At 71.7% G+C, this 21,262-nt stretch carries 22 protein-coding genes and 1 riboswitch; of the genes, 12 read left to right on the forward strand and 10 right to left on the reverse strand.

The window, feature by feature from the left end; translation table 11 throughout:
- Position 1 precedes the first annotated feature (1 nt).
- A complete protein-coding gene (locus ACFVAJ_RS10075) occupies positions 2-916 on the forward strand; it encodes a 5'-3' exonuclease H3TH domain-containing protein (RefSeq protein ID WP_376944637.1) in 915 nt (304 codons plus the stop codon).
- 124 nt (positions 917-1,040) lie between these two features.
- On the opposite strand, the gene ACFVAJ_RS10080 is transcribed toward ACFVAJ_RS10075, so the two are convergent.
- Entirely contained in the window at positions 1,041-1,451 is a 411-nt protein-coding gene (locus ACFVAJ_RS10080; RefSeq protein WP_376943674.1) for a hypothetical protein, read from the reverse strand.
- A 71-nt stretch (positions 1,452-1,522) separates the two neighbouring features.
- Between ACFVAJ_RS10080 and ACFVAJ_RS10085 the strand changes: the two genes are divergently transcribed.
- The gene (locus ACFVAJ_RS10085; protein ID WP_376943676.1) at positions 1,523-2,710 is read left to right on the forward strand and encodes a fumarylacetoacetate hydrolase family protein; all 1,188 of its coding nucleotides are present in this window, start codon (positions 1,523-1,525) and stop codon (positions 2,708-2,710) included.
- 16 nt (positions 2,711-2,726) lie between these two features.
- Here ACFVAJ_RS10085 and ACFVAJ_RS10090 read toward each other — a convergent pair whose 3' ends face one another.
- A complete protein-coding gene (locus tag ACFVAJ_RS10090) occupies positions 2,727-3,719 on the reverse strand; it encodes a hypothetical protein (RefSeq protein ID WP_376943678.1) in 993 nt (330 codons plus the stop codon).
- Between the two features lie 126 nt (positions 3,720-3,845).
- Between ACFVAJ_RS10090 and ACFVAJ_RS10095 the strand changes: the two genes are divergently transcribed.
- Positions 3,846-4,799 carry a GlxA family transcriptional regulator gene (locus ACFVAJ_RS10095; RefSeq protein WP_376943680.1) on the forward strand — a complete coding sequence of 318 codons (954 nt, stop codon included), beginning with the start codon at positions 3,846-3,848 and terminating at the stop codon, positions 4,797-4,799.
- A gap of 7 nt (positions 4,800-4,806) precedes the next feature.
- Here the strand turns inward: ACFVAJ_RS10095 and ACFVAJ_RS10100 are convergent, their stop codons facing one another.
- Positions 4,807-5,352, reverse strand: coding sequence for a GNAT family N-acetyltransferase (locus ACFVAJ_RS10100; protein ID WP_376943682.1), 546 nt, complete (start codon positions 5,350-5,352; stop codon positions 4,807-4,809).
- Between the two features lie 131 nt (positions 5,353-5,483).
- Between ACFVAJ_RS10100 and gap the strand changes: the two genes are divergently transcribed.
- Both gap and ACFVAJ_RS10110 read left to right on the forward strand, forming a co-directional pair.
- Positions 5,484-6,482: a type I glyceraldehyde-3-phosphate dehydrogenase gene (gap, locus tag ACFVAJ_RS10105; RefSeq protein ID WP_376943684.1), complete on the forward strand. Its 999-nt coding sequence runs from the start codon at positions 5,484-5,486 to the stop codon at positions 6,480-6,482.
- Positions 6,483-6,674: 192 nt separating this feature from the next.
- The gene (locus ACFVAJ_RS10110; RefSeq protein ID WP_376943686.1) at positions 6,675-6,881 is read left to right on the forward strand and encodes a hypothetical protein; all 207 of its coding nucleotides are present in this window, start codon (positions 6,675-6,677) and stop codon (positions 6,879-6,881) included.
- A gap of 4 nt (positions 6,882-6,885) precedes the next feature.
- Here the strand turns inward: ACFVAJ_RS10110 and ACFVAJ_RS10115 are convergent, their stop codons facing one another.
- From ACFVAJ_RS10115 to ACFVAJ_RS10125, 3 genes are all read right to left on the reverse strand, one after another.
- Complete coding sequence (locus ACFVAJ_RS10115) at positions 6,886-7,932, reverse strand: DUF389 domain-containing protein (protein ID WP_376943688.1); 1,047 nt, start codon at positions 7,930-7,932, stop codon at positions 6,886-6,888.
- A 146-nt stretch (positions 7,933-8,078) separates the two neighbouring features.
- Positions 8,079-8,933 carry an SDR family oxidoreductase gene (locus ACFVAJ_RS10120; RefSeq protein ID WP_376943690.1) on the reverse strand — a complete coding sequence of 285 codons (855 nt, stop codon included), beginning with the start codon at positions 8,931-8,933 and terminating at the stop codon, positions 8,079-8,081.
- 141 nt (positions 8,934-9,074) lie between these two features.
- Positions 9,075-10,154, reverse strand: a complete 1,080-nt coding sequence (locus ACFVAJ_RS10125) for a LacI family DNA-binding transcriptional regulator (RefSeq protein ID WP_376943692.1) — start codon at positions 10,152-10,154, stop codon at positions 9,075-9,077.
- 276 nt (positions 10,155-10,430) lie between these two features.
- Here ACFVAJ_RS10125 and ACFVAJ_RS10130 point away from each other — a divergent pair, with 276 nt between their 5' ends.
- From ACFVAJ_RS10130 to ACFVAJ_RS10160, 7 genes are all read left to right on the forward strand, one after another.
- Positions 10,431-11,732, forward strand: coding sequence for an extracellular solute-binding protein (locus ACFVAJ_RS10130; RefSeq protein WP_376943694.1), 1,302 nt, complete (start codon positions 10,431-10,433; stop codon positions 11,730-11,732).
- 4 nt (positions 11,733-11,736) lie between these two features.
- Positions 11,737-12,657, forward strand: coding sequence for a carbohydrate ABC transporter permease (locus tag ACFVAJ_RS10135; protein WP_376943696.1), 921 nt, complete (start codon positions 11,737-11,739; stop codon positions 12,655-12,657).
- Positions 12,654-13,559: a carbohydrate ABC transporter permease gene (locus tag ACFVAJ_RS10140; RefSeq protein WP_376943698.1), complete on the forward strand. Its 906-nt coding sequence runs from the start codon at positions 12,654-12,656 to the stop codon at positions 13,557-13,559. Before ACFVAJ_RS10135 ends, ACFVAJ_RS10140 begins: the two co-directional genes overlap by 4 nt.
- A 66-nt stretch (positions 13,560-13,625) precedes the next feature.
- Positions 13,626-14,660, forward strand: a complete 1,035-nt coding sequence (locus ACFVAJ_RS10145) for a DUF2804 domain-containing protein (protein ID WP_376943700.1) — start codon at positions 13,626-13,628, stop codon at positions 14,658-14,660.
- A 185-nt stretch (positions 14,661-14,845) separates the two neighbouring features.
- Positions 14,846-15,214, forward strand: coding sequence for a hypothetical protein (locus ACFVAJ_RS10150; RefSeq protein WP_376943702.1), 369 nt, complete (start codon positions 14,846-14,848; stop codon positions 15,212-15,214).
- A gap of 25 nt (positions 15,215-15,239) precedes the next feature.
- A complete protein-coding gene (locus ACFVAJ_RS10155; RefSeq protein WP_376943704.1) occupies positions 15,240-15,611 on the forward strand; it encodes a winged helix-turn-helix transcriptional regulator in 372 nt (123 codons plus the stop codon).
- A 469-nt stretch (positions 15,612-16,080) separates the two neighbouring features.
- Positions 16,081-16,593 (forward strand): hypothetical protein, encoded by a 513-nt coding sequence (locus ACFVAJ_RS10160; protein ID WP_376943706.1) that lies wholly within the window; start codon positions 16,081-16,083, stop codon positions 16,591-16,593.
- A gap of 76 nt (positions 16,594-16,669) precedes the next feature.
- On the opposite strand, the gene ACFVAJ_RS10165 is transcribed toward ACFVAJ_RS10160, so the two are convergent.
- The 4 genes from ACFVAJ_RS10165 to thiM form a co-directional block, all read right to left on the reverse strand.
- The gene (locus ACFVAJ_RS10165; protein ID WP_376943708.1) at positions 16,670-17,998 is read right to left on the reverse strand and encodes an MFS transporter; all 1,329 of its coding nucleotides are present in this window, start codon (positions 17,996-17,998) and stop codon (positions 16,670-16,672) included.
- On the reverse strand, positions 17,995-19,581 hold the full coding sequence (locus ACFVAJ_RS10170; RefSeq protein WP_376943710.1) for a bifunctional hydroxymethylpyrimidine kinase/phosphomethylpyrimidine kinase: 1,587 nt from the start codon (positions 19,579-19,581) through the stop codon (positions 17,995-17,997). The genes ACFVAJ_RS10165 and ACFVAJ_RS10170 overlap by 4 nt, the downstream gene beginning before the upstream one ends.
- Entirely contained in the window at positions 19,578-20,255 is a 678-nt protein-coding gene (gene thiE / locus ACFVAJ_RS10175) for a thiamine phosphate synthase (RefSeq protein WP_376943712.1), read from the reverse strand. Before thiE ends, ACFVAJ_RS10170 begins: the two co-directional genes overlap by 4 nt.
- Positions 20,252-21,112: a hydroxyethylthiazole kinase gene (thiM, locus tag ACFVAJ_RS10180; protein ID WP_376943714.1), complete on the reverse strand. Its 861-nt coding sequence runs from the start codon at positions 21,110-21,112 to the stop codon at positions 20,252-20,254. Before thiM ends, thiE begins: the two co-directional genes overlap by 4 nt.
- Positions 21,103-21,198, reverse strand: a riboswitch (TPP riboswitch). Its footprint overlaps the gene before it by 10 nt.
- Between the last annotated feature and the right edge of the window lie 64 nt (positions 21,199-21,262).

Genomic DNA, 21,262 nt, shown 5'->3' on the forward strand with positions numbered 1-21,262 from the left:
GATGCTCCTCGACACCGCCTCGCTCTACTTCCGCGCCTTCTACGGCGTGCCCGACTCGCTGAAACGCGCCGACGGCACGCCCGTCAACGCGGTGCGGGGCCTGCTCGACATGATCGCGAAGCTCGTCGCCGAGTTCGAGCCCACCGAGCTCATCGCCTGCTGGGACGACGACTGGCGGCCGGCCTGGCGGGTCGCGCTCATCCCGAGCTACAAGGGGCACCGGGTCGAGCGGGCGGTGCCCGGCGGGGTCGACGTCGAGGAGACGCCGCCGGGGCTGGTGCGCCAGATCCCGCTCATCCGCGAGGCGCTCGGGCTCCTGGGCATCCCCATCGTCGGGGCCGCCGAGCACGAGGCCGACGACGTCATCGGCACCCTCGCGACCGGTGCCGGCCGGCCCGTCGACGTCGTCACGGGCGACCGCGACCTCTTCCAGCTCGTCGACGACGAGGCATCCGTTCGCGTCATCTACACGGCCCGGGGCATGTCGAAGCTCGAGCTCGTGACCGACGCCGTCGTCGTCGGCAAGTACGGCGTGCTGCCGCAGCAGTACGCCGACTTCGCGGCGCTGCGCGGCGACTCCTCCGACGGGCTGCCGGGCGTCGCCGGCGTGGGCGAGAAGACGGCGGCGGGGCTGATCCAGCAGTTCGTCGATCTCGACGGCATCGTCGAGGCGGCATCGGATGCCTCGGCGAAGCTGTCGGCGGGCGTGCGGGCCAAGCTCGCAGCGGCCGCCGACTACCTCGCGGTGGCGCCCACGGTCGTCGAAGTCGTGCGCGACCTCGAGCTGCCCGAGGTCGATGCGCACCTGCACCCGGTCACTGGCGAGCGCCGCGCCGCGCTCGAGGCGCTCGTCGACGAGTGGAACCTCGGCGGCTCGGTCGGGCGGGTGCTCGCGGCGCTCGACGCGGTCGAGTAGCGCGAAGCGCGTCTCGAGACCACCGCCGCACCGCCGCGGGGGAACGCGCCCAGCACCGGTGTGGTCGTGTGGTCATGTGGTCACGACCACAGCCCGTGAGAACGGCATCTCCCCTCGGGTGCCCCTACCCCGCAGCGGCGAGCGCCGTCACCCCGATCGGCGCCTGCTCGGGCGGCAGCCAGTACGACGGCGCCGGCAGTTCGACACCGGCCGAGGCGAGCCAGATGACGAGGAACGCGTAGGCCGCCACGAGCACCGCCAGTCCGCCGAGCACGAACGCGATGCGCACGGCCCACGAGCTGCGAACGCCCGACCGGCGGTATCGCGGTATCGCCATCGCGGCGACCCAGATCGCGGCGCAGCCGAATCCGGCGATCCAGACCGTGCGCAGCGCCTGGCCCTCGAGCGGTGCGAAGAGGGCGATGACGAGCGCGCCGGCGCCGAGCACGAGGCCGGTCCACGCGAAGAAGCGGGCGAAGCCGAGGCCGCCGATGTCGTCCTCGCCGGTCCACCAGGGGCGCGTGGGGTCGCTCATGCTCCGATCGTAGGGGCATCGCGCGCCCGCCAGGCGTGCATCGGGCCCGTGATGCTGCGAAGCTCGATCCCGTGACGAATGACCTCGACTCCACCGCCGATGCCGCCGCGATGCTGCCGGCCGACGGCACCGCCGGAACCCTCGCCGGCCGCGTCTTCGATCCCGTCGCGGGCGGGCCGACCGTCGTCGCGATCCGCGAGGAGGGCGTCGTCGACGTCAGCGCCCGATTCGCCACGATGCGCGCCCTCACCGAATCGCCCGAACCGGCCGTCGCGCTCGCCGCGGCCGACGGACCCGTGCTCGGCAGCCTCGCCGAGATCGTCGCGAACACCCCCGATGACGTGCGCGATCCCGCCCGCCCGTGGCTGCTGTCGCCGATCGACCTGCACGTGGTGAGAGCCGCCGGCGTCACCTTCCCGGTCTCGATGATCGAGCGCATCATCGAGGAGCGCGCCCGCGGCGCCGCGGACTCCGCCGCCGACGTGCGCGACGAGGTGCTCGCCGTCATCGGCGGCTCGCTCGACGACCTCGTGCCGGGATCGGCCGAGGCGGCGGCGCTCAAGGAGCTGCTCATCGAGCAGGGCCTGTGGAGCCAGTACCTCGAGGTCGGCATCGGCCCCGACGCCGAGGTGTTCACCAAGGCGCCGGTGCTCTCGACCGTCGGATCGGGCTCCGACGTCGGCGTGCTGTCGACGTCGGTGTGGAACAACCCCGAGCCCGAGCTCGTGCTCGTCGTTGCCTCCGATGGGCGCATCGTCGGCGCGACGCTCGGCAACGACGTGAACCTGCGCGACATCGAGGGCCGCTCGGCGCTGCTGCTCGGCAAGGCCAAGGACAACAACGCCTCGGCCGCGGTCGGCCCGTTCATCCGGTTCTTCGACGACGGCTACGGGCTCGACGACGTGCGGCGGGCGGTCGTCACGCTCGAGGTCGACGGCGTCGACGGGTTCCACCTCGAGGCGACGAGCCCGCTCGAGCGCATCAGCCGCGACCCCGCCGACCTCGTGGCGCAGACCATCGGCGCCCATCACCGCTACCCCGACGGGTTCGTGCTCTACCTCGGCACGCTGTTCGCGCCGATCCAGGATCGCGACGCGGCCGGGCACGGGTTCACGCATCATCTCGACGACATCGTCACGATCCGCGAGCCCCGGCTCGGCGCCCTCGTCAACCGGGTGCGCCACAGCGAGACGGTCGCGCCGTGGACCCTCGGCATCGACGAGCTCTACCGCGGCCTCGCCCGGCGCGGCCTGCTCTGATCGGCCGGCGGCCGCCTCACGCCTCGGATGCCTCGCCGCGCACCTGTGCGGAGCGACCGATGAGCGCACGGCCGATCAGCCCGACGCCGGCGACGCAGACGGCGACGACGAGCGGCGGCACGACGAGGGCGGGTTCGGTCAGGGCCATCCCGAAGACGCTTCGGCCGTAGTCGAGCATCTCGGCGGGCTCGCGGGCGAGCACCCGCGTGCCCGCTGCCGCCGACACGGCGGTGATCAACGCCGGCCCCACCCAGAGGATCACGAGGCTCGCGAGCGCGCCGATCACCCGGCCGACCGTGTCGACCCCGCCCCAGGCGATCGCGGCTCCGACGAGCACGGCCGGCACCCAGCGCACCGCCGTCCAGAGCCAGGCAGGCTCGCCCGCGAACACCGGGTCGGGCGCGAGCAGTAGGTGCAGCCACCCCGAGACGAGCACGGCGGCGATCGCGAGCCCGATCACGGCGCCCGCACGCGGTGCCCTCGCGATGAGCCAGAGCACGAGCGCGGCGAGGAGGAGCGCGAGGATCGCGACGGCGAGCACCGCGGCGAGGTAGAAGGTCGACCAGTCGTCGTTGCGCAGCCCGGCGCCCACGACCGTCGCGGTCTGGACGATCGCGACCACGTCGACGAGGAGCACCCCGAAGACGAGCAGGGCGAAACCGCCGCGAGGGGTCCGGCTGCGCAATGCACGGGCCGCGATGCCGGCTGCGGCCGCGCCGACGACGAGGAGCGAGGCGATGGTCGACAGCTGGTACTGGCTGAACGGCAGCAGCACGAGCGGCATGTCGTCGGGCATGGTGTCGGCCGCCCAGAGGTTCTGCAGCGGCAGCCGCATGCCGGTGACGAGCCACGGCAGCAGGCCGATGACGGCGGCGGCGACGCCGATGAGGATGAACGGCCATCGGGGGAGCGGCGCCGACGGCGCGGGCGCCTCGCCGAGGGCGGAGTCGCCGGGCGCGAAGTCGCGCGCGGGGTCGGATGCAGCGGGGGTGGTCGCGGACGGTTGCATGGCACCTCGTCATCGATCGGGCCGACCCTGGGCGGCCGACCCGCCCCACCCTACGCCCGGCACGGGTCGGTGCTCCGGCGCGTCGTCCATTGGCCGAATGCTTGCGTTGCATGGCATTCTGGCCGGATGACTCGTCGCCATCATCGCGTCGCCGTGCTCGTGCTGCCGGGGGCGAAACCACTCGACGTCGGCATCCCCGCGCAGGTGTTCTCGACCCGCGCGAGCATGCCCTACGAGGTGCGCGTGTGCGGCGCGGCGCCCGGGCTCGTGGCGGGCGGCGACGGCCTCTCGTACCACGTGGCCGACGGGCTCGACGCGCTCGCGTGGGCCGAGACGATCTTCATCCCCGGCTACCGCCGCCCCGACCTCGACGACCCGCCCGCCGCGGTGGTCGAGGCGCTTCGCGCCGCGCACGCGCGCGGTGCACGACTCGCCGCGATCTCGACGGGGGCGTTCGCGCTCGCCGCGACGGGGCTGCTCGACGGCCGCCGCGCCACGACCCACTGGCACTACACGCGGGCGCTCGCCACGAGGCATCCGCTCGTGAACGTCGACTCGAACGTGCTCTTCGTCGACGAGGGCTCCGTGCTCACCAGCGCCGGCGCCGCCTCCGGCATCGACCTCTGCCTGCACCTCGTGCGTCGCGACCACGGCGTCGCCGTCGCGAACCACGCGGCCCGGCGCCTCGTCGCCGCGCCGTACCGTTCGGGCGGCCAGGCGCAGTTCGTGCCGAGGAGCCTGCCGCCCGAGCTCGGCGCGGTGTTCGCCGACACCCGCGAGTGGGCGCTGCGCCGGCTCGACGAACCGCTCACCCTCGACGTGCTCGCCCGGCACGCGAACGTGTCGGCCCGCACCTTCTCGCGCCGCTTCGTCGACGACACCGGGTACACGCCGATGCAGTGGGTGCTGCGCGCCCGGGTCGACATGGCGCGCGAGCTGCTCGAGCGCAGCGAGCTCGGCATCGACCAGATCGCGGCGCGCGCGGGCCTCGGCACCGGGGCGAACCTGCGGCTGCACTTCAAGCGCATCCTCGGCACCTCGCCGAGCGACTACCGCGAGACCTTCGCGCGCGGCGAGTAGCGCCCGGTCACGCCAGGTCGAGCACCGTCCAGACGATCTCGCCGGCCTGCTCCTCGATCGCCGTGCGATCGCGCCGGAACCCGAGCTTGTCGAGCACCCGGAACGACGGCGCGTTCCAGCTGCCGACCGTCGCCCAGAGGCGCTGCCGGCCGGTCGCCCGCGCCGCCTCGACGACGGCCGCCGCCGCCTCGGTCGCGTAGCCGTGCCCGTGCGCGCTGCGCAGCAGCTCGTACGCGAGCTCGGGCTCGTCGATCGTCGACCGCCCGACGACGAGTCCGCAGTACCCGAGGAACTCGTCGCTGCCGCGGGGGTGCAGCGTGAGCAGGTGGATGCCGCGCGCCGGCGCGCTCTCGCGCGCGCCGCGAATGTCGGCGAGCGCCTCGTCGAGGCTCATCGGCTCGTCGACGTGCTGGTCGAGCTCACCCGCTCGCTCGGCGTGATCGTGCTTGCGCTCGACGACGAGTCGCCGGTAGCCCTCGGCGTCGGACTCCTGCCAGAGCTGCAGGGTGAGGCGTTCGGTCTCGAGGGCGAAGGGCAGCGGTCCGTAGGGCATGCGATCACGGTATCGGCAGCCCGAACTGACCTTGGCGGGATCCTTTCGAGTACTGGCTTGCGTGCCACTCGCGCGCGAGGCATCCCGCAGCGATGGTGGAACCATCGCGGAATGAAAGGACCCACCCCGCCATGACCACCCGCATCGCCATCAACGGCTTCGGACGCATCGGACGCAACGTCGTGCGCGCACTCGTCGAGCGCGGCGCCGACCTCGAACTGGTCGCCGTCAACGACCTGACGTCCCCGGCCGAGCTCGCCCGTCTGCTCAAGTACGACACCGCGGGTGGCCGCTTCCGCGGCACCGTCGAGGTCGACGGCGACGTCCTCGTCATCGACGGCCGCCGCGTCAAGGTCCTTGCAGAGCGCGAGCCCGCGAAGCTGCCCTGGGGCGAGCTCGGCGTCGACGTCGTGCTCGAGTCGACCGGCCGCTTCACCGACGCCGAGGCGGCGAAGGCGCACATCGCTGCCGGCGCCAAGAAGGTGCTCGTCTCGGCTCCCGCCAAGGGCGCCGACGCGACCCTCGTCTACGGCGTGAACACCGAGGCCTACAACGCCGAGACCGACGTCATCGTCTCGAACGCCTCGTGCACCACGAACGCGCTCGCCCCGCTCGCGAAGGTCCTCGACGACCTCGCCGGCATCGAGCACGGCTTCATGACCACGATCCACGCGTACACGCAGGACCAGAACCTGCAGGACGCCCCCCACTCCGACCCGCGCCGCGCCCGCGCCGCCGCCGAGAACATCGTCCCGTCGTCGACCGGCGCCGCGAAGGCCATCGGCCTCGTGCTCCCGAACCTCGACGGAAAGCTCAACGGCGACGCCATGCGCGTGCCGATCCCCGTCGGCTCGATCGTCGAGCTCAACGCGACCGTCTCGAAGGACGTCACGCGCGACGAGGTGCTCGCCGCCTACCAGGCCGCGGCCGAGGGCCCCCTCGCGGGCGTGCTCGAGTACTCCGACGAGGCGCTCGTCTCGAGCGACATCGTGGGCAACCCGCACTCGTCGATCTTCGATTCGGAGCTCACCCGCGTCGACGGCAAGCACATCAAGGTCGTCGCCTGGTACGACAACGAGTGGGGCTTCTCGAACCGCGTCATCGACTCGCTGACGCTGCTCGGCGGCTAGAACCCACGCAGTACCCCGCGGCCGCTCGGTGCGCGGAACTGCGGCGCACCTCCTGCCCCGCGTCGCAGCAGAACGGGCCCGCCTCCTTCGGAGGCGGGCCCGTTCGCGCATCCGGTCGTCCCGCGATGCTTGCGAGGCCGCGGAACCGGGGCGTATTTTCGGCTTCGACCCGACCGCCGAGCGGAGGTCGCCGTGGATGTGTTGATCTGGGCCTTCATCGGAGTCGTCGTACTCCTGTTGATCATCGTGATGGTGCGCGCGCTCCGCGTGCGACGGGAGCCTCCGGCCGAGGACACTCAGGCCGCGCGGGCCGAACGCGAGCGCTTCAGTCGCGAGCGCCGGCTCGAGCGCGAAGCCGAGGACCCCGGTCCTCCGATCAGCGGCGCCGGCATGGGGTGAACGCTCAACCGGCGACGTTGACGCGCGTCGTCGGCACCCACTCGACGGCGACCGTCGACGGGTCGACGTCGTCCTCCTCGAGGGCCTTCCGCAGCGAGGCGACGTCGGGCATCGCGTCGCCGCCCGTCACGCGCACGACGTAGCCGGGCGACTCGTTCGCGATGTCGATGACCTCGAGGTCGTGCTCGTCGGCCCACGACCTCGCGGCGGCATCGACGTCGGACGACGCCATCGTCACCGTGACCGTCCGGTACGTCGAGATGGTCAGCGGAATCGCGATGAGCACGAGCAGCACGGCGATCGTGATGTGCGAGCGGCGCCGGTTGACCGTCGCGAGCGGTGGGGTCGTTCCGGTGGCCGCCTTCGCGGGAGTCGCCCCGCCGACGGTGAACGACCCCCATCGCTGCACCCGGTAGAAGGCCATCACGACGACCCCGGTTCCGAGGATCGCCGCGACGTTCGCGACGAAGAGCAGCAGCGAGCCGATCGACGCGGCGTAGTCGCCCGATTCCGCGGCGACGCCGACGACGACGAGCGGCGGCACGAGCGAGATCGCGATCGCGACGCCCGGCAGGGTGTCGGAGATGTCCTTCCGGACGAGCGCGATCGAGGCGACGGCGCCGGTCGCGAGCGCCCCGAACAGGCTCATGAGGTCGGGCGTCGCCCGCTCCCCGATCTGCGGGTTCGTGGCCGCAGTCTGGGGAACGACGACGAGCAGTCCGACGAGGTAGCCGATCGCGATCGCCGCAACCGCACCCGCGACCATCGTGAAGAACGAGCGCCCGAAGTTGACCCGCTCGCCGAGCACCGTCGCGAGCATCGTGCCCTGGATCGGCAGCATCATCGGGGCGACGATCATGGCGCCGATGACGGTCGCGGTCGAGTCGCCGATCACGCCGCTCGCGGCGATGGCCGAGGAGAGCACGAGCAGGATCCAGAACCGTCGCACGCGCTGCACGCGACCCGGCTCGTCGAAGAACACCGCATCGCGCATGTGCTCGATCGTGTTGAGTGCGTCGGACGGCGGCGGCGGGTACACGGGCTCGGCCATCTGCGGCTCCTTCGCGTCGGTCAGGGAGAGCGTAGGACCGCGCCGGCTCGATCCCCGGCACCGACGCGGCGGGCCGGAGCGACCGGGCGCCGTCACCCCGCTGAGCAGGTGACGGCGCCCGGTTCGCGCATCGGGTGAACCGCGGCTCAGACCGCCGCGCGGAGTCCCTCGACGAGCGAGGTCGTCGGCCGGCCGATGAGGCGCGCGAGGGTGTCGTCGGCGTTCGCGAGCACGCCGCGGCGGATGCCGTCGTCGATGCCGGCGACGAAGCCCGCAGTGCCGGCGTCGAGGCCGGCCGACTCGAGTGCCGCGACGTGCGCCTCGGGGGTGAGCGCCGTGTAGACGACCTCGCGCCCGGTGATCTCGGATGCCGCGGCCGCGAGGTCCTCGAACGACCACGCCGTGTCGCCGGTGAAGTCGTAGGTCTCGCCGAGGTGGCCGTCGTCGGTGAGCAGGGCGGCGAGGCCCGCGGCGAGGTCGGCGCGGGTGGCGCTCGCGACGAGGCCGGCGCCGGCGCTCGCGGCGATCACACCGGTCTCGGCGGCGCGCGCCACGTCGGGCGTGTAGTTCTCGGTGTACCAGTTGTGTCGCGCGATGACCGCCGGGACGCCGGAGGCGGCGATGGCCTCCTCGGTGGCCTTGTGGTCGGGCGCGAGCACGAACTCGGCGGTGGTCGCCTGGGGCACGCTCGTGTAGACGAGCTTCGCGACGCCCGCCGTGGACGCGGCGTCGATGACGTTGCGGTGGCCCTGCACGCGCGAGCCGGGGGCGTTCCCCGAGATGAGCAGCACCGTGTCGACGCCGTCGAGCGCCGCGGCGATGGTGTCGGGCCGGTCGTAGTCGAGCTCGGCGGTGCGCACACCTCGCGCCGAGGCATCCGTCAGCTTCGACGTGTCGCGCGCGCTCGCGACGATCTCGGCGGGGGCGACGCCGCGGTCGAGCAGTGCGTCGACGACGAGGCGGCCGAGCTGGCCCGAGGCGGCGGTGACGAGGATGGTCATGGTGTTCCTTCCGGTGGGGTTCACCGAGGGGGAACGACGAGCCGCCGCCTCCCCTTCCCAAAGATACGTACCCACTTTGAAGTGCGGTACATACCTCAAGGGAAGAAATGCTCGAATCCAGTATTCGAGGACCGATATGGATCAGATGATGGCAGTCGATTCGCGTCGAACGAGGGAGTACGGCGCGGCGTGGGTCTTCGGCGGTGCATCGGGATCGTCGAGCCGTTGCAGCAGTGCGAGCACGGCCAGGCGGGCGATCTCTTTGAGATCCGGCGCGATGGTGGTGAGCGACGGCGCCGCGTAGGCGGCCTCGGCGGTGTTGTCCCAGCCGACCACCGCGATCTGCGCGGGCACGGCGATGCCGGCCTCGCGAAAGGCACGCAGGGCGCCGATCGCGAGGAGGTCGTTGGCACACACGAGGCCGTCGATCTCGGCGAGGTGGGGGATGAGCTCCTTCGTGCGCTCGTAGCCTTCCTCGCGGGAGTAGTCGCCGTCGGGGTGGACCTGGTCCCACCTCGAGACCTCGATGATGTAGGCAGGGTCGACGGTGAGCCCGTGCGCCTCGAGGGCCTGCGTGAACCCGCGGATGCGGAGGTCGGCCGGGGCGGCGCCGATGGTGCCGGCCGGCACCTTCCCGAGGAAGGCGAGTCGTCGTCGACCCGCCTCGATGAGGCAGCTGGTGGCGTCGTTGCTTGAGCGCACGTTGTCGACCACCACACTGTCGATCTCCGCGCTGCGGAATCTTTCGCCGAGGAGCACAAGCGGTGTGTCGCCCCGTTCGGCCTCGAACCGAGCGAGGTCCATCGAGAGCGGACTGAAGAGGATCCCGTCGGTGAGGATCGTGCGGAAGCCGGCGGCGACGCGCAGCTCGCGCTCGAGCAGGCCGCGCGTCTCGTCGATGACGACGTCATACTCGAACTTCTCCGCCTCGGTGACGACAGCATGCGCCAGCTGGGCGAAGTAGGGGTGCGAGATGAAGGGCACCGAGAAGGTGAGCAGCTTGCTGCGTCCACTGCGGAGCTGCCGGCCCGCGAGCTGAGGGCGGTAGCCGAGTTCGCGGATCGCCGCCTCCACCTTCGTCCTCGTCGAGTCGCTGATGTACTTGTGGCCGTTGACCACGTTGGACACAGTGCGGTACGAGACCCCTGCGACGGCCGCAACGTCCTTCAACGTCGGCGGCGCGGACTTCTTCGACGGGTTGGGCTCAGGGCGCGGTTCCACGCTCACATCGTAGTGAAGAGTGTTGCAACGTTGACACAAACTGATGTTTCCACGTTGCAATATCGCGAAACATCTGCTTGAGTGTCCCTGCGGCAAGCCCGGTCAACTCGGCGCCGGCACCGTCGAGGAGCACCGCTCGACGCACCGCCCGGATCGACCCACTTTGGGGCACCGCCGCGCATCCATTCAACGACGAGGAGGAACAGCATGCTTCAGACAGGCCGGAGGCGCCCACGCGATCGCGCGGCGCTCCTCGCAGGAGCGACGCTCGCATCGATGCTCGCGCTCACCGCGTGCAGCGGCTCGACCGAGGCGCCCACCGTGGACGGCGGCGGCCTCGGCACCGCCGACGAGCACGTCGAGATCACGATGATGTCGAACGACGCCTTCGCCCAGCAGTGGCAGGAACAGCTCGTTCCCGAGTTCAACAAGGCATTCCCGTACATCGACGTCACCATCGACTCGATCCCGTACACCGAGCTGCTCGCCAAGGGCATGCTCAACGGCACGGACCTCGATCCCGAGTACGACCTGATCACGCTCGACGACCCGTGGACGCCACAGCTGGCGGAGGCGGGGGTGCTCCACGAGCTGAAGTCCGACGCCGACCAGTGGACCGAGTCCGACTACGACTGGGACGACTTCAACTCGGCGCCGCTCGCCGCGAGCGAGTGGGACGGCGGGCAGTACGGCGTGCCGCTGCGCTCCAACATGCTGCTGATGTTCACGAACAAGGACCTCTACGCGAAGGCCGGCCTCGAGGTGCCGACCCCCGAGATCACGTGGGACCAGTACCTCGACGAGGCGCCCGAACTCGTGCAGGACACCGACGGCGACGGCAAGGTCGACTCGTGGGCCGTCGGCCTCACCTGGGTCCGCGGAGTGCTCTCCCCGCCGTTCTGGCAGGCGGTGCTCAACTCGAACGGGGGCGCCCTGTTCGACGACGAGCTCGAGCCCGCGTTCGACACGAAGCAGGGCGAGGCCGCCCTGCAGACGCAGGTCGACCTGCTCGAGTACGCGCCCCCCGGAGCGAACACCTACAACTACACGGAGCCGCTCGACGCGTTCCGCCAGGGCAAGGTCGCCTCGATCTTCACCTGGGGCAGCGCGTACAAGAGTGCCGCGGTCGACGAGGCGGTCACCACGTTGACCCCCGAGCAGGTCGGTATCCAGACGATGCCGGTGGGCGACGTCAGCGCGAGCACGCACCGCGGAATCTGGAGCGGCGCGATGTTCAAGAACTCGCAGAACCCCGAGGCCGCGTGGGCATTCCTCCAGTGGATGAGCTCCAAGGAGGGCGAGGTCTGGACCACCAACACGCTCGGTTCCTTCCCCGCGCGCAAGTCGACCCTCGCAACCGTGCCGAGCGAGGAGTGGCTCGTTCCCGTGTTCAGCACGCTCCAGGAGGCCTACGACATCGCGGCGGAAGGTGAGATGTGGCGCCCGCGGACCCCGGAGTCGAACGCGATCCAGGAGATCCTCGCCGACCAGACCAGCGCTGCGGTCGAAGGGCAGCGCACCTCGGCGGAGGCGCTCGAGAAGGCCCGGGCCCAGGTCGACGAACTGTTGAAGAAGTAGGCGCATGAGCATCGAACTCTCGAGAAGCAGAAGCAGGGCGAGACTGCGTTCGCGGTGGAAGGACGTCACCGGCCGGTGGATGTTTATGCTGCCCGCGACGGTCCTGCTGGTCGCCGTGCTGGCGTACCCGCTGATGTACACGCTCCAGATCAGCTTCTCGGAGTTCGATCTCGCAACATTCGGCCCGTCGGGATCGGCAGGACTCGACAACTACACCGAGGCGCTCGCGAACGAGAGCTTCCAGAACTCGCTCGTCGTCACAGGGATCTATCTCGTGATGGCGCTGCCGCTCCAGATCGTGCTCGGCTTCGCCATCGCGTACCTGCTCAACGCCGAGTGGCGCGGCCGAGGGGTGATCCGAGCGCTCTTCCTCATCCCGATGGTCGTGGCCCCCGTCGTCTCCGGCGGAATCTGGAAGATGATCCTCGACCCCCTCTGGGGCGGCATCAGCTGGTTCCTGGGACTGTTCGGGATCCCGCCGATCGACTGGTTCGGGGACGCCACGATGTCGATGGTCAGCATCGTGCTGATCGACACGTGGCGCTCCGTCCCGTTCGTCGCACTGATCGCTTCGGCTGCGCTCCTCGCGCTGCCGAAGGACATCTTCGAGGCCGCCAGGGTCGACGGCGCGAACTGGTGGCAGACCCTGAGGTCGGTCACGCTGCCGCTACTCGCACCGATCATCGCGGCGACCTTCATCGTGCGATGGCTCGGCGCGGTCAAGATGTTCGACGTCGTGCTGGCGACGACGAACGGCGGGCCCGGGGAGGCGACGAACGTCGTGAACCTCTACATCTACCAACAGGCGTTCCGCCTGCTGAAGTTCAGCGAATCGTCGGCGATGGCGGTCATCGTGCTCGTCATCACGATGGTGCTGACCTTCGTCTTCCTGTACGGCAGCAAGAAGCTGGAGGACCGACTGTGAGCACGCTCGCGACCCGACCGCACACCTCGCCCGAGGAGCCCGTCGCCCGCGGCGACGCCCGGGGGCCCGTCATCTCCGTCCGCAGCCGCGGGGAGCGCACCCGCATCTGGGCGGGTGTCATCATCTGCATCCTCTTCCTGCTCCCGTTGCTATGGATGCTGCTGACGTCGTTCAAGGAGCAGCGCGACATCTTCACGGTGCCGCCGACGATCTTCTTCGAACCCACGCTCGACCAGTACTTCTGGGCCTTCGAGCGCGGCGACCTGGGTCCAAAGCTCATCAACACGATCATCGTCGCGCTCGGTGCGGGCATCGTTTCGCTCGTGGTCGGGGCGATGGCCGGCTACGCGCTCTCGCGCCTCCGGATCCGTGGCGCGGGAACCATCGGCGTGCTGATCCTCGTCTCCCGCGGAGTGCCGCCCATCGCGCTCGCCGTGCCGATGTTCCTGGTGGCCCGCACGCTCGGCATCACCGACACCCACATCACGCTGATCCTCGCGTACTGCTCATTTGTGATCCCGTACGTCATGTGGCTCATGCGCGGCTTCTTCCTGGCGCTGCCCAAGGAGCTCGAGGAGTCGGCGATGCTCGACGGCTGCTCGAGGATGGGCGCCTTCTTCCGGATCATCGTGCCGATCTCGGCGCCCGGGCTCATCTCGACCTTCATCTTCAGCATCATCCTCGCGTGGGAAGAACTCCTTTTCGCGCTCGTGCTGACGAACCGCAATGCCACCACCATCCCCGTCGCGATCGCCGGCATGGCTGGCGACACCGAGACCGGGGCGAACTGGGGCGCCCTCGCGGCCGCGGGAATGGTCGCGGTCGTGCCCGTCGTCATCCTCGCGCTCGTCGTGCAGAAGTGGCTCATCCGCGGCCTCGCCGACGGTGCGACGAAGGGATGACCCGCCCGTGACCGGAGCACCGTCCTCGACGCCGAACCCCACCCACCGATCGATTGGATTCCAGAGTTGAGACTGCCCCTCAAGGACGTCACCCCAGGAGGCGAACGCATCGCCGAGCGCGAGATCACGGAACCGGTGAATCTCAGCCTCGAGAGCGGCCGCCTGAACCCCGCCGCAGTGGGTTGGACGCGCACCCCCCTGCATCACACACAGCTGCGCGGGTGGGGCCGGAACAAGCGATTCGAGTACTGGTCGATCGTGACCCCCACCCTCATCTTCACGATGAACATCTCGCATCACGACTATCGAGCGAACGTCTCGGTCACCCACATCGACCGAACCACGTACGAGGAGATCCGACAGGGCGGCAATACCTGGTTCCCTCGGCGAGGCGGACTGAAGGACCGAGAGGCCGGTGAGCCGATGGAGGCCTCGCGCAAGGGGGTCGTCGTGAGGATGACCCCGGCAGGAGCCGACACCGTGCTGCATGCGCGCTCGCCTCGCATCCGCGTTGACGTCCGCGTGCTCGCCGAGGAGGGGCACGAGTCGATGGGCGTGGTCGTGCCGTGGAGCGATCGCCACTTCCAGTACACGCGCAAGGACAACTGCCTCCGCGCCGAGGGCATCATCGTGGTCGACGGTGTCCGGCATCGGATCGACCCGTCGACCGCGTATGCGGTGCACGATCGCGGCCGGGGCCGCTGGCCCTACTTCACCTTCTGGAACTGGGGAGCCGGCAACGGCCGGACGGCCGACGGTGAAGAGCTCGGGCTGCAGTTCGGCGGCAAGTGGACCGACGGCACGCCGTCGACCGAGAACTGGGCCCGTATCGACGGGCGGCTCACAAAGATCAGCTCGCACCTCGACTGGCGCTACGACCCCGACGACTGGCTGGCTCCGTGGACGCTGCGGGGGCCCGGCGTCGCCGTCGAGTTCACCCCACAGCGGCACCTGCGGCACCGATTCGACCGGTGGGTCGTGCTGAGCCGCAGCGATACCTGCTTCGGAACCTTCGCTGGCGTGATCCAACTCGACGGCGGCGATGTCGTCGAGTTCCGCGACGTCTTCGGACACGTCGAGGAGGTCGAGCGAAGGTGGTGAGCGCGCACCCCGGCAGCGACGGCGGCGCCACCGCTGCCGTACTCGTGGTGATCGCGGAGGCGTCCTGCCGCTGAGCACAGAAGCCGCCCCGGGGTTGCGCGATCGAGTCCACGATCGCGCCCGGGGCCGAGCGGGGTGTCGCTCCGAGATTCGGCACCCCGCTCACCTACCCCGATTGGAGACACATGCACGCCTCACCCGATCCCCGTTCGTCGATCTCAGTGCTCCGGCTCGAGTCCTCCGAGCTCGACGAGATCGAGGCCGATGCAGCCAACGCAGGGGATGATTCCGCCGCCGGGCGCTACGTCGCGCTGCTCGCCGCCCCGTCGGGGATCGCCGCGTGCCGCCGCGCCCGCCTCGCTGGAGGCGCCTTCCCGCCCGACGTCGTCGTCGTGCAGTATCGCGACGGTGCCGAGGCCTACACGCGCGCTTGGGTCAGGCACGGGCAGGTGGGCGACGCCGTCGCGTACAGCTTCTTCACCGAGACCCCGGCACCGTTCCCGTCGCGTTCATATCCGATCGCAGCCATTCAGCCATGGGAGTCAGGGAGCTGAAGCGATCGTTCAGTAAGGTACCCACATGACGGTAAGTCTTGCGGAGATCCGGGAGCAGTCCGGTGAGGTCTTCACCGATGGTTGCCCGACGCGCGTCGTGCTCGACCACATCATGAGCAAGTGGGGCGTGCTCGTGCTGCTCGCCCTGACCGACGGCACGCACCGGTGGGGCGAGCTGCGCCGCGAGGTCGAGGGCATCAGCGAGAAGATGCTCGCCTCGACGTTGCGCACCCTCGAGTCCGACGGGCTGGTGGTGCGCACCGCACATCCCGAGGTGCCGCCGCGCGTCGACTACGCGCTGACCCCGCTCGGCCGCGACCTCATGGAGCACATGCTGCCGCTCGTCGAGTGGGTCGCCCGCGAGTCCGACGGGATCGTCGGCCGCAGCGCGGGCTGAGCGGCCCGCGCAGCCCGATCGCCCGATCGCGCCCGCGCAGCCCGATTGCGGCACGTCACCGGAAAACCCGACTCCCAGCGATTCGCGCACGAGTCGGGGCCTCGTCGCGCCACGATGGTCGCAAGCATGCAAGACCCATGAGGTCTTCGGGGGCAGCGCGATCGGGGGGACTGATCGCCTGAGCGGATGAGGGGTGGGTGTGTTCTCCTCTGCGAGGAACGGGTCTCGGGGCACCCCTCAGGCCGATCCGGCCGCCATGCGCACGCCCGCGCACTCGGGTCGCGATCCGACCTGAGCCCGAGAGCCCCGTGCGACGACCCCGGTCGTCGACCCAGACGGTCCGTCACAACACCCGCGAGCCGCGCAACCCGATCTCATCGCCGGCTCGTCGCGACGGATCCCGTACCAGCCCCCACGACCCCGACACCGCATGACAGCACGATCATCCTTAGAACGATTGGACCGTCAGATGAGATCACTCGCAATCATCGCCGCGCTCGCACTCGGCGCGGCGCTCATGCCGACCGCGAACTCGCTCGCCGCCGACGCGCCGGGCCCCGCCACAGCCGCGGCGGCGTCCTCGGTCTCGCCGAGCGCGAACCCCGAGCACGACACCGTCGCCTTCCTGGCGGCGGCCGCCGCGGACCGTGACGCGCGCGAGGCCGCGGCGGCTGCAGAGGCCGCGCGGATCGCCGCCGAGGCCGAGGCGGCGCGCCTGGCCGCCGAGCAGGCGGCGGCCGACGCCGCAGCAGCAGCCGAGGCCGAGACCGTCGACGTCGAGGAGTGGGTCGAGGAGGAGTTCGACGCCGAGCCTGCTCCCGCCGCATCCGCCCCGGTCGCCGAGGCCCCTGCGGAAAGCGCCCCCGTGCCGCAGCCGACCGAGGGCCCGCGCGACGACGACGGCTGCGGCCCCTGCCCCGACGAGACGCTCGTCTGGTACGTCTACGAGGGCGAAGGGTACTGGGCGTGCCCGAAGTCGTGATCGCGCTCGCCTCGCGGTGAGACGACGAAGCCCCCGGCCCGCAGCGGCCGGGGGCTTCGTCGTCGGGCCGGCGGCCCTACTCGCGCGGCGCGATCGCCGTGCCGACGAGGCCGACCACGGCGGCGACGGCCATCATGACGGCGATCGGCCACCAGTGCCCCGACCAGGCCAGCAGCGCGGTCGCCGCGAGCGGCGCGAGCCCGCCGCCGACGATCGCGCCCGCCTCACGCCCGATCGAGATGCCCGAGTAGCGCACGCGGGTGTCGAACATCGCGGTGAAGTACGCGGGCTGCACGCCGTCGGCCGCCGAGTTCACGATGCCGATCGCGGCGACCACGACCCCGACGACGAGGGCCGCCGATCCGGTGTCGAGCACCAGGAAGAGCGGTGCCGCGAGCACGGCGAACGCCACGAGGCTCCAGATGATCAGCCGGCGCGGGCCGAGGCGGTCGCCGAGCGCGCCCCAGAACGGGCACAGCACCGCGGCGACCGCGGCCCCGGCGAGCAGTGCGGTGAGGGTGACCTCGCGAGGCATCCCGACGACCGTCGACGCGTAGCTCAGGCAGAACACCGAGACGACGTAGAAGGTCGTGTTCACCCCGACGCGCACGAGGAACACGGCGAGGACGCCCCGCGGCCGGCGCAGCACCTCGGCGGTGGGCCGCCGGGCCTCCCGGCGCGCCGCGAGCATCGCGGCGAACTCGGGCGACTCGTCGACCCCGCGCCGCAGCCACCAGCCGATCGCGACGAGCACGAGGCTCGCGACGAACGGCACCCGCCAGCCCCAGTCGAGCAGGGCCTGCTCGTCGAGCACGGCGACGAGTACCACGGAGGCGAGGTTGCCGAGGATGAGCCCGACGTAGACCGCGCTCGAGATGAACGCCCCGCGGAATCCGCGCCGCAACGGCGACTGCTCGAGGGCGAGCAGCACGGCGCCGCTCCACTCGCCGCCGGTCGCGAGGCCCTGCACGAGGCGCAGCGCGACGAGCAGCACCGGGGCCGCCGCCCCGATCTGCGCGTGCGTCGGCAGCAGCCCGATGAGGGCGGTGGCGAGACCCATCGTGAGCAGGGTCGCGACGAGCACCCGGCGCCGTCCGAAGCGATCGCCGAGGTATCCCGAGACGATTCCGCCGAGCGGGCGGGCGACGAACCCGGTCGCGAACACGGCGAACGAGAGCAGCAGGCTCGTGAGCGGGTCGTCGGCGGGGAAGAACAGCGTCGGGAAGACGAGCGCCGCCGCCGTGCCGTAGAGGAAGAAGTCGTACCACTCGAGCACGGTGCCGAAGGCGGCCGCGGTGAGTGCACGGCGGCCGCGGGCCGGGTCGGCGGGCGGCGGTGCGTGCTCGCCCGACAGCTGGGTGCCGGGCACGAGGGTCGGGGCCGCGACCGGCGCGCCCCCGCTCATGCGGTCACCGCCACGGCCTGCGACGCGAGCGGCGCCGCGAAGAACGCGAGCTCATGCCGCGCCGAGGCGACGAAGGCCCGGTGCATGCGCGCGCGGTGCTCGGGCGTCGCGCTCGCCGCAGCCCGGGTCACGAAGCCGATCGCCTCCCGCGTCGCGACGGCGAAGCCGAGGTCGCTGTACGTCGCGAGCCATGAGGCGTACGGGTGCGCGGGGTCGAGGGCCGCCTCGCCGAACTCACCCGCGGCGAGGCGTTCGCCGAGGTCGGTGTAGATCCAGAAGCACGGCAGCAGCGCCGCGATGAGCACGGCGTGATCGCCGCGCTGCGCGGTGGCGAGCAGGTGGTCGAGGTACGCCGTCGTCGTGGCGTCGGGCGGTGCGGATGCCGCGGTGCCGGCCTCGCGGCCGAGCCAGCCCGTGTGCAGCTCGAGCTCGCCGATGATCGAGCCGTGGGCCGAGTGCGCCCAGAAGGCCTGCCCCGCGGCATCCGGTGCGAGGCGCGAGGCCTCGGCGAGCACCCGGGCGTAGTCGCGCAGGTAGTGCGCGTCCTGCGCGAGGTATCCGAGGAACGGCTCTCGGTCGAGCGTGCCGTCGGCCAGGCCGCGGATGAAGGGCAGGGCGTCGATGTCGTCGCGGATGCCTCGGATCGACGCCCACCACTCGGCCTCGACCTCGGCCGGGGTCGGTGCGGTGCGCGTGCCGCCGCGCGACCAGAGCCCGGCGAAGTGGCTGATCGGGCCGTGCCCGCCGCCGACGGCGAGAGCCTCGCCGTGCCGCAGCGACTCGCGCAGCCAGCGGCGGGCCTCGGCGACGGCCGCGGGCCACGGGTCGGCCTCGGTCGGGGTTTCGCCGCTCCTGCGCCCGCCGCCGCTCGCGGCGAGCGTCGCGATCGCGGAGGAGAGGGAGCATCCGGTGCCGTGCGTCGCCGTCGTCGCGATGCGCGAGCCTGCGAACTCGACGATCGTCGCGCTTGCCGCGTCGACGAGGGCGTCGGGCGCGGAGTCGCCGCCGAGGTGCCCGCCCTTCGCGAGCACGCGCACGCCGAACCTCGCCGAGACGGTCTCGGCCTGGGCGATCGCCTCGGCCCAGGTGGTCGCGACCGGGGGAGCGGCCGCGGCGGCTCCGCCCGGCTCGCCCGGCCCGCCGAGCCCCGCGAGCACCGCGAGTTCGGCGAGGTTCGGGGTGACGAGGTCGGCGAGCGGGAGCAACTCGCGCATCGCGCGCTCCGCCTCGGGCGCCAAGAGCCGGTCGCCGCTCGTCGCGACCATGACGGGGTCGAGCACCACGACGGGCGGCCGCACCCGGCCGAGCCACTCGGCGACCACGCCGATCACCTCGGCGTTCGCGAGCATGCCGAGCTTCACCGCGTCGATCGCGATGTCGTCGGCGAGCGCATCGAGCTGCTCGGCGAGGAAGGACGCGGGCGGCACGTGCACCGCCCGCACCCCGCGGGTGTTCTGCGCGGTGAGCGCCGTGATCGCGGCCATGCCGTAGCCCCCGACGGCGGCGATCGACTTGAGGTCGGCCTGGATCCCGGCGCCGCCGGAGGGATCGCTGCCGGCGATGCTGAGCACGCGCGCGGTCATCGGGCGGGCTCCGTCTCGCGGGTCGCCCATTCGGTGGCGAACGCCTCCGCCGCGGCGCGCGGGTCGTCGGCCGCGCAGAGCGCCGACACGACGGCGACGCCCGCGGCGCCCGCCGCTCGGAGCGGGGCGAGGTCGGCGAGCCCGATGCCGCCGATCGCGACGCACGGCAGCTCGGTCTCGGCGGCGACCCTGGCGAAGCCGTCGACGCCGAGGGCCGGCGGGTGGTCGGGCTTCGTCGCGGTCGGGCGGATCACCCCGACACCGAGGTAGTCGACCGTGCCGCGCGGCAGCCTGGCCACGGCGTCGAGATGGGCGCGGCTGTTGGCGGTGAGCCCGACGATCGCGTCGGCGCCGAGCCGCTCGCGGGCGGCCACGACAGTCGCGTCGCCTTGGCCGAGGTGCACCCCGTCGACGCGCACGCCGGCGGCGCGCGCGGCGAGCGCGACGTCGAGACGGTCGTTCACGAGCAGCGTCGCCCGCCCGTCGATCGCCTCGGCGAGCGCCGTGAGCTGCGCGAGCAGCTCGGATGCCTCGGCGTGCTTGTCGCGCAGCTGCACCACGCGCACGCCCCCGTCGACGGCGCGGGCGACGACGTCGACGACGCCGCGCTCGCCGCAGAGCACCGGGTCGGTGACGAGGTAGAGGGAGAGGTCGAGGGCGGTGCGGGCGGTCATGCGACGGCTCCCGCGGCGGCCGTGGCATCCTCGAGCAGTTCGACCGAGCCGGCGACGCGCGCCCGCTCGGCGAGCGTCGCACCATCGACCGCCGCGAGCGCGTCGATGAAGCGCGGGGCGAAGCTGCCGGGGCCGCTCGCGCCCTCGGCGGCGAGCTCGGCGGCGACGGTGTAGACGAGGTTCGCCGCGACCGTCGCCTCGAAGGGGTCGTCGCTCGTCGCGAGGAACGCCGCGGTCACCGCGCCGAGCGCGCAGCCGCCGCCCGTGACGCGGGTGAGCAGGGCGTCGCCGTTCGCGATGCGGGCCGTGCGCGTGCCGTCGGTGATGAGGTCGACCGGGCCCGAGACGGCGACGACCGCGCCGAAGCGGGCCGCGAGCTGCGCCGCGGCGCCGGCCGCGGCCTCCGTCGTGTCGGCGGCGTCGACGCCGCGACCGCCGGCTCCGCCCCCCGCGAGCGCGAGGATCTCGCTCGCGTTGCCGCGGATCGCCGTCGGCCCGAACTCGACGAGCTCGTGCGCGAGGGCGGTGCGGATCGGCAGTGCGCCGATCGCGACGGGGTCGAGCACCCACGGCGTGCCCGCCTCGCGTGCGGCGGCGACCGCTTCGCGGGAGGCATCCCGCTGCTGCGGATTCGGCGTGCCGAGGTTCACGAGCAGGGCGCTCGCGATGCGCGCGAACGGGCCCGCCTCGCCGACGATGTCGACCATCGCGGGGGCGGCGCCGACGGCGAGCAGCACATTCGCCGTGAAGTTCGTCACCACCGTGTTCGTGATGCACTGCACGAGCGGCGGGCTCGTGCGCAGTCGATCGAGCAGCAGTGCGCTCGAGTGGGCAGGGTCGTGCAGGCGCGCGCTCATGGCGACATCCCTTCGCTAGTCCGAACTAGATCAGGTTCGACGGGTGTGATCTCAGCCGCGCGAGCGCGGCACCCCGTGTCACTGCGAGCGAGCCTAGTGCAGCACGAGGAAGTTTTTCGGAGTCGATGTCGATCGCAGCCGTTCCCGTTC

It is taken from the genome of Agromyces sp. NPDC057679 (assembly GCF_042799635.1).
Classification (GTDB): domain Bacteria; phylum Actinomycetota; class Actinomycetes; order Actinomycetales; family Microbacteriaceae; genus Agromyces.